The organism is uncultured Deefgea sp. (genome assembly GCF_947072475.1).
Classification (GTDB): domain Bacteria; phylum Pseudomonadota; class Gammaproteobacteria; order Burkholderiales; family Chitinibacteraceae; genus Deefgea.
In genome coordinates, this window is sequence record NZ_CAMTIA010000006.1 from 81712 (window position 1) to 93797 (window position 12086).

The window sequence follows — 12086 nt, forward strand, 5'->3', positions numbered from 1 at the left end:
CGATTTATTTTTTATCATCCGGTTCTCCCGCGTGTAAATCAGGAAAGTCATGGCTGGTTTTATCCCACTGCACGGCTCGACCGGTTTTATTACTATTTCTTACCTGAGAAAACGCCCGAAAAAATGCGGCAATATTAATCACATTACCGACAATCATTCGCGGCAGCGATTGCAAGCCTTGCCAAAAGCCAAAATAACGCCGGGTAAAAATAAAGCGTTGCATCACGCGATTCAGCATAAAGAAAAAATTAATCCCGACCAAAATCCACAAACGACTGTCGGACTCAATCAGCTCAGGAAAAGTCCACCACTCGGGATTGGCCACATGGTGCAACCACGCCTGAAAAACCGTCAGCACAATCACATAACCCATCAGTAAGGAAGGAAAAGCGATCACGCTTTTTCGATCTCGCGCCAACATATACTTCATTAGGGGTTTACCGCTCCAGCCCAAGTTTTTTGTGCCTTGGAAGACAATACCCACAATCCATCTGGATTTTTGTCGAATCGCTTGCCACAGATGATTTGGAAAATACTCCTGCACACAAATCATATCGTGCACGCCTCGTCGGCCAAACCACGCCGGCGCTTCGCCTTTAAATTGGACTTGATAATGCAGCATCATTTCGCGCGCACCCACTTCATGCAAGCGAAAACCGATCTCATAATCTTCAGTCAGCGTGCCGGTATCAAACACCACCCCACCATTGATTTCGGACAGCAAACCCAAGGCTTTACGACTAAATGCCGTGCCCACGCCCGCACTGGGCACTTGGCCGGTGAGTAATTGCCTTACCAATATATCTTTGCCATGCCATTCAGCAAATTCATCGACATAATGATTGCCGACGACATTTTGCCAAGATCGCGCCAAAGGCATCACCGGCAGCTGCACTAAATCAAATTGGGGCACCAAGCGATTAAACGCCCGTAATTCCAAAGGATGAATCATGTCTTCGGCATCGTGATACGCCAAGCAAGTGAAGTGAATCCCTTCTCGCTGTTCCATATCAAGAATAAAAGCGACCACATGATTTAAGCAATCGGCCTTGGTCGTCGGCCCTGGATCACAGGTGACGACTTTGTGGACATTGGGGTATTTTTTGGCCACCAAGTCCACTTCAGCCTGCGTTTCTGGATCATTGGGATAGGTGCCGACAAAAATATGATAATTGTCGTAGTCAAACGTGCTCGCCGCATAATCGGCCATCCGCTGAATCACCGGCGCTTCATGCCAAGCCGGAATCATAATGGCAATGGCTTGCTGCGCATCTTGATACAAATCATCGGCATATTCAGGCAGGTATTGACTTCTACGCCATGATTTTCGGTGCTTAAAGCGCCATACCCAATAGCGACAATCAATAAAAAAATCATCGAGCGAGCTCAAAAAAATCACCACAATCCCCAACTTCAATAATAAGGAGATCAAAAACCAATACGCCGCCAAAACATCGAGCCAACTCACTGCGCCACCTGCCAAGCCGCAATTAAATCAACAATCCGCTTGGCCGCATGACCATCACCATACGGATTGCTAGCCTGAGCCATCGCCTGATACACCGCAGGCTCATCGAGCAACTGCCTCACCGCCTCCACAATCCGCTCGCCATCAGTACCTACTAGCTTGGCGGTGCCGGCAGCAACCGCTTCTGGGCGCTCGGTGGTTTCGCGCATCACCAACACTGGTTTACCTAAAGTGGGGGCCTCTTCTTGAATGCCGCCGCTATCGGTGAGTACCAAAAATGAGCGCTTTAATAAATACACAAAGGGCAAATAAGTCTGCGGATCAATCAAATGCACGTTGGCGCATGATTGCAAAATTTCATTCACCGGCGCTTGCACCTGTGGATTTAAATGCACTGGATACACGATTTGCACATCATCACGCATGGCTAACTGGCGCAATGCTTGGCAGATATGCACAAAGCCATCGCCAAAATTTTCTCGCCGATGGCCGGTGACTAAAATCAGTTTTTTACTTGGATCTAAAAAAGCAAAATCAGCGGCAAGCGACAAAGCCAAATCGGCATCAGTATCAATTTGCTGACTCACTTGCAACAAAGCATCGAGCACCGTATTGCCGGTGACAAACACCGACTCTGGTGCCACCCCTGCCTGCAGTAAATTATTGGCAGCCGTTGCTGTCGGCGCGAAATGCAGCGCGGCAAATAAGCCCACCACCGAGCGATTGAGCTCTTCGGGCCACGGCGCGTATAAATTGCCCGTTCTCAAACCGGCTTCTACATGCCCAACCGGAATATGCTGATAAAACGCCGCCAGTCCCGCCGCCAATGTGGTGGTGGTATCGCCATGCACCAACACTAAATCCGGTTGATAAGCCACCAACACATCGCGCACGCCCTGCAATGCCCGCGCCGTCAAGTCAGTCAGATTTTGTCCAGGCTGCATTAAATTCAAATCGTAATCGGCCTCTAGGCCAAATAAATGCATCACTTGATCGAGCATTTCCCGATGCTGTGCCGTCACACACACTCGGCACTCAATTTCGCTATTGGCCTGCAAAGCCAAAACCAGCGGTGCCATCTTAATGGCCTCAGGGCGAGTACCAAAAACACAGAGCACTTTCTTTTTTTGCTGTTTTGCTGGTTGGTGTAAGCTCATTGCATGTATACCTGAATTAAATATGTAAATACATTTTAGTTTAAGTAAGTAAAGTATCAGCACTCATTTCAGCAAAATTATTCACACCGCCACGCGGCAAAAAAATACCGGCAGCGTAGCGCTTGCCGGTATTTATCGGAAAAAACAAAGCCATAACTACGCCGTATTAAGCCTTGCCACCATTGGCCAAGAACAACCACGTTTCAATCACAGTATCTGGGTTGAGCGAAATCGTCTCAATTCCCTCTTCGACCAACCACTGGGCGAAGTCAGGATGATCAGACGGGCCTTGACCGCAAATCCCCACGTATTTACCCAATTTACGGCAAGCTTTAATCGACATCGACAGCATTGCTTTCACCGCCTCATTGCGCTCGTCAAAGCTGGTTGACACTGGGCCACCTGAATCGCGATCAATCCCTAGGGTCAATTGCGTCATATCATTCGAGCCAATCGAGAAGCCATCAAAATACTGCAAAAATTGCTCAGCTAACACGGCATTAGCAGGAATTTCACACATCATGATCACGCGTAGACCGTTCTCGCCGCGTTTTAAGCCATTGCGTTCCAGTAGCTCAATCACGCACTCGGCTTCATTGAGTGTGCGCACAAATGGAATCATCACTTCAATATTGGTCAGCCCCATCACATCGCGGACTTTTTTAACTGCGCGGCATTCCAATTCAAAACAATCACGGAATGATTTATCGACATAACGGGCCGCCCCGCGAAAGCCAATCATTGGGTTTTCTTCGTGTGGCTCATACTCAGCACCACCGAGCAGATTGGCATATTCATTCGATTTAAAATCAGACAAGCGCACAATGACTTTTTTCGGATAAAACGCCGCACCTAAAGTCGCAATCCCTTCGGCAATTTTATCGATATAAAAATCAATCGCTGAGCGATAGCCTGCGATGCGCTCTTCAACTTGTGATTTCAGCGGCTCGGCCAAATTAGGGTAAGCCAGCAGCGCTTTGGGATGAATCCCGATCATGCGATTAATAATGAATTCCAAACGCGCTAAACCCACGCCTTCGTTTGGCAACTGGCAAAAGTCAAACGCCAGCTCAGGATTGCCCACATTCATCATGATTTTAACCGGCGCGTCAGGCAAGCTTTGCAGCGCCACGTCCAGTCGTTCAAATTTGAGCAAGCCTTCATACACAAAGCCGGCATCGCCTTCCGAGCACGACACAGTCACTTCATCGCCTTCTTTCAGCATTTGCGTGGCATCACCACAACCGACCACCGCTGGAATACCCAACTCACGCGCGATAATGGCCGCGTGGCAAGTACGACCGCCACGATTAGTGACAATCGCCGCCGCCCGCTTCATCACTGGCTCCCAATCTGGGTCGGTCATGTCCGACACCAATACGTCACCAGCTTGTACCCGATCCATTTCGGACACATCACGAATAATCCGCACCTTACCTTGGCCGATTTTCTGGCCAATGGCCCGACCCTCAGTCATGATGCGGCTGGTTTCTAGCATCCGAAACTTGGTGAGTTTATCTGAGCTCGATTCTTGAGATTTGACGGTCTCTGGACGCGCTTGCAAGATATACAACTGGCCATCAATCCCATCACGGCCCCACTCCACATCCATCGCACGGCCATAATGCTGTTCAATAATCACCGCGTAACGCGCTAACTCTTCCACTTCGGCATCGGTAATTGAGAACTGATGGCGCTCCTCTTTACTCACTGGCACGGTTTTTACCGATTTCCCAGCAACCGATTCGGTATCAAACTCCATTTTCAGCGCCTTACCCCCCAAATGGCGACGCACAATCGCTGGGCGACCAGCCGCTAAGGTCGGTTTATGCACAAAAAACTCATCCGGATTGACCGCGCCTTGCACCACGGTTTCACCCAAACCATACGACGCGGTAACAAACACCACCTGATCAAAACCTGATTCGGTATCAATGGTAAACAGCACCCCTGCCGCGCCTTTATCCGAGCGCACCATGCGCTGAATACCGGCCGATAGCGCCACAATTTTGTGATCAAAGCCTTTATGCACCCGATACGCAATCGCTCTATCGTTATATAAAGAAGCAAATACATGCTTCATCGCATCCACTACATTTTGGTAGCCGACGATATTTAAAAAGGTTTCTTGCTGGCCGGCAAAAGACGCATCCGGTAAATCTTCGGCCGTTGCCGATGAACGCACCGCGACGGTGACATTGTCACCCAAACGCGCGTAATGCTCGGCCATTTCAGCCTCTAGTTGCGCGGGCAACGGGGTCGCCATAATCCATTCCCGGATTTGCTTACCTACCACGGCCAATTGCTTCACATCATCCACGTCTAGCGTACTGAGGATTTCATCAATCTGTTCTGCCAAACCGTTTTGCGCCAGAAAGACCCGATACGCTTCGGCTGAGGTGGCAAAACCACCGGGAACGCGTACGCCTTTTTCGCTAAGCTGCGAAATCATTTCGCCCAACGAGGCGTTTTTCCCACCCACTTTTTCTACGTCATTCATGCGTAGCTGAGCAAAATCGAGTACGTATTTTTCAGTCATCTGGCGTGGCCCTTAACAATTAAAGAATGCTGCATTGCAAAAATCCCCTCAAGTTTAGCTTTTTGGTCGCGAAAGCCAAGTCAGGAAATACCTTTACTGGTTTTCCTGATGATTGCACGTTATCCTGCTGCAAAGGGGGGTATATGCGCCGAACAGCTTTTTTTGTCTCTGATCGAACAGGGATTACTGCCGAAATTTTAGGGCATTCATTGCTATCACAATTTGAAGACGTTGACTTCAACCGAATCACCTTGCCATTTGTTGATACCATGGCCAAAGCCGAGCAAGTGGCCTTGGACATCCGCCGCCACGCCGTGGTCGATGGCTGTCGACCTCTGGTTTTTAGCACCATCGTCGACCCGATCTTACGCGAAAAAATCCACGTCGAAGACGCTTTAACCGTTGATTTTTTAGAACAATTTATCGGCCCGCTCGAAGAAGAGCTAGGCATTGAATCCACCCACACCATTGGCCGCTCGCACTCGATTGGCAATTTTGAAGAATACAAAAATCGAATAGACGCGGTTAATTTTTCAATCAATCACGATGACGGCATCATGCCGCGTGACTTGGCCGAAGCCGATCTAATTTTGGTTGGCGTCTCCCGTTCTGGCAAAACCCCCACTTGCCTGTATATGGCCTTGCAGTTCGGCATCAAGGCGGCCAACTATCCACTCACCCCAGAAGACTTCGGCCAACACACTTTGCCACGTCTTTTGTTGCCATATCGACACAAATTATTCGGCCTTACAATTGAGCCAGAACGCTTACAACAGATTCGCGAAGAAAGAAAACCCAACAGCCGTTATTGCTCAATTGAAACTTGCCAGTTTGAAGTAGCCGAAGCCGAAGCACTCTTGCGCCACGTGGGCGTTCCCTACCTCAACACCACGCGCATGTCGATTGAAGAGCTGTCAACCACCATCATGCATCGCACGGGCATCAAGCGTCGAACCTTCTAAAACCACATCAATGCACCACAGATTCAGCTTAAAAACCGCTTTTTTCCTGAATTTACGGTGCATTGATTACAGAAGTCGCAAACTCAGCTTCCTTGTGTTGCACTGAGACGGTAAACTGCGATCTTTCGCTGCTGTGACCCTAGCTCCATGACCAGTTTTGCTTACGCCGATGATCCGGCACCTGTATTTGAGTTTAAAAGCACTACCACTAAACTCACCGCCTTTGTGCCCAGCACGCTCGAGCCAGAAAAATTAATTTTGGCCCTCCAAGAGCAGCTCGGTGACGGCGAACATTTTCTATCCAACGAGCAAATCGCCGTTGACTTTAGCCAGCTTAAATCGATTCCATCGGCAATAGACATCGCAGCACTGGTCAATGTACTACGCCAATTTCAGCTCAGGCCGATTGCAGCCCAAGGCGGCTCGATCGATCAACAAGTTGCCGCCCAAGAAGCCGGACTGATGGTACTGCAAGACAGCAGCATCACGCACACCCCCGCCGTGGTTGAAACCATCGCCACACCATCGGCAATGATTATTCATCGCCCAGTCCGAACCGGACAACAGGTGTATGCCAAAGGTTGCGACTTAATCGTATTGGCCTTGGTGTCTCACGGTGCGGAAGTCATTGCCGATGGCAATATCCATGTTTACGCCCCACTGCGTGGCCGTGCTTTAGCCGGTGCGCGCGGCGACACCCAGGCGAGAATTTTCACCACCTGCATGGAAGCTGAATTGGTTTCCATTGCCGGCATTTATCGCTCGCTCGATGAAAACCTACCGGACTCTATTGCCGGCAAACCAAGCCAGATTTACCTCGATCAAGACAAACTCGTGATCGAAGCACTCACTCAAACCAATTAAACTTATTTTATTTGCAGGGGATTTCCGTGGCAAAAATCGTAGTAATAACATCCGGCAAAGGTGGCGTTGGTAAAACCACAACCAGCGCTAGCTTCGCCTCGGGCCTCGCCTTACGTGGTTTTAAAACCGCCGTCATCGATTTTGATGTGGGCTTACGCAACCTAGACCTAATCATGGGTTGCGAGCGACGCGTGGTGTACGACTTTGTCAACGTCGTTCAAGGCGAAGCCAATCTGCGCCAAGCGCTGATTAAAGACAAAAACTGCGACAATCTATATGTTTTGCCGGCTTCACAAACGCGCGACAAAGACGCGCTTTCCAAAGAAGGCGTAGAAAAAGTCCTCAAAGAGCTCGAGCATGATGGTTTTGATTACATCATTTGCGACAGCCCCGCCGGCATCGAAACTGGCGCGTTTTTGGCCTTGTACTTTGCCGACGAAGCGATTGTGGTCACCAACCCAGAAGTCTCTTCCGTGCGTGACTCGGATCGGATTATTGGTATTTTGGATGCCAAATCCAAACGCGCTGAAGACGGCGGCTCAGTCAAAACGCATTTACTGATTACCCGCTACAGCCCAGCTCGCGTAGAAAGCGGCGAAATGCTGTCGCTGGACGACGTGCAACATCTATTGCGCATTCCATTAATCGGCATCGTGCCAGAATCTGAAACCGTGTTACAAGCTTCAAACTCGGGCACGCCAGCCATTCACAATGCCGGTTCGGACGTGTCTGAAGCGTATAAAGACGTGGTGGCCCGCTTTCTTGGTGAAACCAAGCCAATGCGTTTTGTTGAAGTACCAAAGGCACCGTTCTGGAAACGGTTGTTTGGGGGTTAATTGATGTCTATTTTGAGTTATTTTTTTGGCGAAAAGAAAAAAACCGCCAGCGTTGCCCGTGAACGTTTACAAATTATTCTGGCGCACGAGCGCAGCAGCACCAACAGTACGCCAGATTATTTGCCGCAATTGCAGCGCGAACTATTAGAAGTCATTTCTAAATACGTGGCGATCAATCCAGACGACATTCAAATTCAACTTGAACGCAAAGATGATTTTGAAGTGCTTGAATTGAACATCGTACTGCCTGAGCACAAAGCAAAGTAAGCGCGCGGCAGCCACCGCTTTGGATCGGAACGCGGCCAGCAGTCCACAGCCCGCCCCTGCCGACCCAAAGGTGCGTATCTGCACCCCAGCAAACCCAGCTTATGCTGGGTTTTTTCATACTTGCCGCACACGCGTGCGCACTACGGATCCACAATGCGCGAGGGGTCTTCAATCCGCAGCGGCGCGGGCAATGTTATACTTGCGTTAAATCAAACTCATCTCGCGCGGCGTAAGCGGCGCGCAGCAACTCAAGGCTTGTATGACAATTACCATTAAAACTGCCGAAGAAATAGAAAAAATGCGCATTGCGGGCCGTCTTGGCAGCGAAGTGCTCGACTACATCACCCCGTTTATTCAACCGGGTGTCACCACCGAAGAAATCGATCGTTTATGCTATGAATACATGGTTAATGTGCAGGGTACTATCCCCGCGCCATTAAACTACTGCCCACCTGGCTATATACCCTACCCGAAATCAATTTGCACTTCGGTGAATAATGTCATCTGCCACGGCATTCCAAACAGCAAGCCACTTAAAAATGGCGACGTGGTGAATCTGGACATTACCGTCATCAAAGACGGCTATCACGGTGACAATAGCCGCATGTATATGGTTGGCGACAATGTCGCTACCTACGCCAAGCGTTTATCACAAATCACTTTTGACTGCATGTGGATTGGGATTGATCAAGTCAAACCCGGCGCTCGTTTGGGCGATATTGGCGCGGCAATTCAAAAATACGCCGAAAAAGCCGGTTATTCGGTGGTGCGTGAATTTTGTGGCCACGGCATTGGCGCGGTATTTCATGAAGAGCCGCAAGTATTGCATTACGGCAAGGCTGGCACCGGCGTTGAACTCAAAGCCGGTATGATTTTTACCATTGAGCCAATGATTAACGCTGGCAAGCGTGAAATCAAACAAATGAGCGATGGCTGGACGATTGTGACTAAAGATCGTAGCTTGTCCGCACAATGGGAACACACCGTATTGGTTACCGAAACCGGTTACGAGGTATTGACCGTATCGGCAGGCACGCCGCCGCGTCCAGAGAAATACCTGCTCGCTTAATTCTAAACGCCCTCAATTGAGGGCGTTTTTAAATCAAAACCACACCCTGATTTAATCACGCCAGCGCCTGCCCCAGACTAAAGGCAATGCGGCGCTAGCGTGCCTTGTAATATCAGGCACTCACAGTGTTGTCGTTTGGAGTTTATCGTCATGCGTTCGGTCAGTGCGATTCGTGAATCATATGCCCTTGCTAAACTCGCACTGCGCGAGCGTTTTTCTGAACCCACCAAAGCGCCCCCCTTACTCAATTCGCTATCGAATCTCACCGATGCCACCCTGATCGAGCTATGGGATAGACATGAATTTACTAGCGATGTATTGCTCTGCGCTGTAGGCGGCTACGGACGTGGCGAGCTATACCCTTATTCAGACATCGATCTATTGATTTTACTGCCCGAGCAGCCCAGTGCTGGCTTACTAGAAAAACTCGAAGTTCTCGTCGGTGAGCTATGGGATATTGGCATCGAGGTTGGCCATTCGGTGCGCACCACCACCGACTGCCTGTATGAAGCCGAGCGCGATATCACCGTGCAAACTGCATTGCTTGAAACACGGCCGCTCACTGGGGACAGGCAGCGCTTTCATGATTTTATGGATACGGTACATCGCCACATCGACCCAAAAGAATTTTTTGAAGCCAAACTGATCGAGCAACAAGCGCGCTACGGCCGCTTTCAAAACGCTACTTACAAACTTGAACCCAATATCAAAGAAGCGCCTGGCGGCCTGCGTGATTTGCATCTAATTGGCTGGATTGCTGCCAGCCAACGCCTTGGCCGCGACTGGCATGCGCTAGCGGCGCTCAGCATGCTCACCCCGGAAGAAAACCGTAAGCTGTGCGAAGCCGAGCGCGTGCTGCGCACCTATCGGATTGCACTACACTGGCGCGCCAAACGCCGCGAAGACCGGATTTTATTTGATTACCAGCACGCGCTGGCCAAAGACTTTGGCTTTGATGACATCTCTACCGCCGGCCGAATCACGCAGCGCGCCAGCGAAGCTTTTATGGCTGAATATTATTTGGCCGCCCGCATCATCACCCAATTGGTGCCGGTGCTGGTGCATGCTTTACGGCAAAGAATTTATTCCTACCTCAGCAATACCACGCCAATTAATGCAGATTTTTATATTCGCGATGGCTTACTGGCGATTTACGATCCCGAATTATTCACCAAAAATCCATCGGCGATCTTGGCGCTATTCTTGCATCTAGAACAACGCCGCGAAGCCAGCGACATTGCGCCAGAAACCCTGCGCGCACTATGGCATGCCCGCGACTTAATTAACGACGACTTTTTGCACAACCCGCACAATAAGCAACTGTTTATCGCGCTATTTAGAGAGCCTCGCGGCTTAACCCGCGTATTGCGGCGGATGAATCAATACGGTGTTTTGGGCCGCTACATTCCGGAATTTGGCGATATTGTTGGCCGGATGCAACATGATTTATTTCATGTGTATACCGTTGACGAGCATATTTTGATGGTGCTGCGTAATATGCGCCGCTTTGCCGTTCCGGCCTTCACCCATGAATACCCGCTGTGCTCGCGACTAATCGAGGAATTTGCCCACCCTGAAGTGCTGTATTTAGCCGCGCTATTTCATGATATTGGCAAAGGCCGTGGCGGCGATCATTCACAACTGGGCGAAACCATTACCCGCGAATGGTGCGAGCGCCACCCCTTGCCCGCCGCCGACACCGATTTGATTGTGTGGCTAGTTCGGCATCACTTAACCATGTCGTCGATCGCGCAAAAACAAGACGTGTACGACCCTGACGTCATCACCGAATTTGCCGCTCTAGTTGGCGACGAGCGCCATTTGAATGCGCTGTATTTACTAACGGTGGCTGATATTCGCGGCACCAGCCCCAAAGTTTGGAATGCGTGGAAAGCCAAACTGCTCGAAGATTTATTTAAAGGCACACAGCGCTTTTTGAACCAGCAAAGTGGCCATTCATGGCTCAGCGAGCGGCAAGAAGAGGCATTGCGACTGTTACGACTGTATGGATTACGCAATGATGCGCACGATCCATTCTGGCGCTTACTCGATACGGTGTACTTCTTACGCCACGACGCGCGCGACATTGCTTGGCACACCCGAATGCTGTTTGCGCGAACGCATTGCGACGACATTCAAGTGCGCGCCAAACTCTCCGAATCCGGCGAAGGTCTGCAAGTGTTAGTCTACGGCCCCGATCAAGCGGATTTGTTTGTGCATATTTGCAGCTTTTTTGAGCGCGCTGGTTATTCAATTTTTGACGCACAAATCCACACCACGCATCACGGCTATGCGCTCGATACTTTCTACGTATTCATTCCCGATAGTCAGCATATTTCGTATCGCGATTTAATAAATTACGTTGAATTTGAGCTCAGCGAAGTGCTCAATCAACGCAAACCCGCGCCAGCCAAACTCACCGGCCGGATTTCACGCCAGCTAAAACACTTTCCAGTTAAAACGCACGTGCAAATTCGCCCGGACGAAAAAGGCAAATATTCGATTCTATCGGTGGTTGCTGGCGATCGACCGGGCCTGCTCTCGACCATTGCGCGCATTTTGGCCGCCAATCGCATCGAGATTCAATCAGCCAAAATTATGACCTTGGGCGAGCGCGCCGAAGATAATTTTTTAATCTCCGGCCGCGTTCTTAACGACGCTAAATTTGTTTTGCAGCTAGAAAGTGAATTACTGCAAACGCTGAGCGAAAAATAAGGGTATTGCCATGCAAGCAATATAAATCATTGATTGTGTGGCAATACCCATTAATTCTGGCTTTATCTGGATTTGGTGCTGATGCTGTGCCGCGCTCGTCGAGCTGGGGCTTTAAATCCCGTCTAAGCGCACCGAGTGCGGAGAGAGACAAACAGTTTTATCGTTTGGCTCACGACAATCGAGGGCACAGCGGAGCTGGGCGCGCTCGG

Annotated in this window: 9 protein-coding genes; 6 read left to right on the forward strand and 3 right to left on the reverse strand. The window is 50.0% G+C overall.

The genetic code is table 11. The annotated features are described in order from the left end of the window. Positions 1 to 4: 4 nt before the first annotated feature. The 3 genes from Q0V82_RS03990 to ppsA all read right to left on the reverse strand — a co-directional run bounded on the left by Q0V82_RS03990 (position 5) and on the right by ppsA (position 5164). Positions 5 to 1468 (reverse strand): glycosyl transferase family protein, encoded by a 1464-nt coding sequence (locus Q0V82_RS03990; protein ID WP_297572911.1) that lies wholly within the window; start codon positions 1466 to 1468, stop codon positions 5 to 7. Then, the gene (gene wecB, locus Q0V82_RS03995; RefSeq protein WP_297572914.1) at positions 1465 to 2625 is read right to left on the reverse strand and encodes a non-hydrolyzing UDP-N-acetylglucosamine 2-epimerase; all 1161 of its coding nucleotides are present in this window, start codon (positions 2623 to 2625) and stop codon (positions 1465 to 1467) included. Before wecB ends, Q0V82_RS03990 begins: the two co-directional genes overlap by 4 nt. A 166-nt stretch (positions 2626 to 2791) precedes the next feature. Next, entirely contained in the window at positions 2792 to 5164 is a 2373-nt protein-coding gene (gene ppsA, locus Q0V82_RS04000) for a phosphoenolpyruvate synthase (RefSeq protein ID WP_297572915.1), read from the reverse strand. 143 nt (positions 5165 to 5307) lie between these two features. Here ppsA and Q0V82_RS04005 point away from each other — a divergent pair, with 143 nt between their 5' ends. From Q0V82_RS04005 to Q0V82_RS04030, 6 genes are all read left to right on the forward strand, one after another. After that, complete coding sequence (locus Q0V82_RS04005; protein WP_297572917.1) at positions 5308 to 6126, forward strand: pyruvate, water dikinase regulatory protein; 819 nt, start codon at positions 5308 to 5310, stop codon at positions 6124 to 6126. 147 nt (positions 6127 to 6273) lie between these two features. Continuing rightward, positions 6274 to 6990, forward strand: coding sequence for a septum site-determining protein MinC (minC, locus tag Q0V82_RS04010; RefSeq protein ID WP_297572919.1), 717 nt, complete (start codon positions 6274 to 6276; stop codon positions 6988 to 6990). Positions 6991 to 7016: 26 nt separating this feature from the next. Then, the gene (gene minD, locus Q0V82_RS04015; protein WP_297572921.1) at positions 7017 to 7826 is read left to right on the forward strand and encodes a septum site-determining protein MinD; all 810 of its coding nucleotides are present in this window, start codon (positions 7017 to 7019) and stop codon (positions 7824 to 7826) included. 3 nt (positions 7827 to 7829) lie between these two features. Then, on the forward strand, positions 7830 to 8093 hold the full coding sequence (minE, locus tag Q0V82_RS04020) for a cell division topological specificity factor MinE (RefSeq protein ID WP_297572923.1): 264 nt from the start codon (positions 7830 to 7832) through the stop codon (positions 8091 to 8093). Positions 8094 to 8352: 259 nt separating this feature from the next. Then, complete coding sequence (gene map, locus Q0V82_RS04025; protein ID WP_297572925.1) at positions 8353 to 9162, forward strand: type I methionyl aminopeptidase; 810 nt, start codon at positions 8353 to 8355, stop codon at positions 9160 to 9162. Between the two features lie 150 nt (positions 9163 to 9312). Continuing rightward, complete coding sequence (locus tag Q0V82_RS04030; RefSeq protein WP_297572927.1) at positions 9313 to 11877, forward strand: [protein-PII] uridylyltransferase; 2565 nt, start codon at positions 9313 to 9315, stop codon at positions 11875 to 11877. The last annotated feature ends 209 nt before the right edge of the window (positions 11878 to 12086 follow it).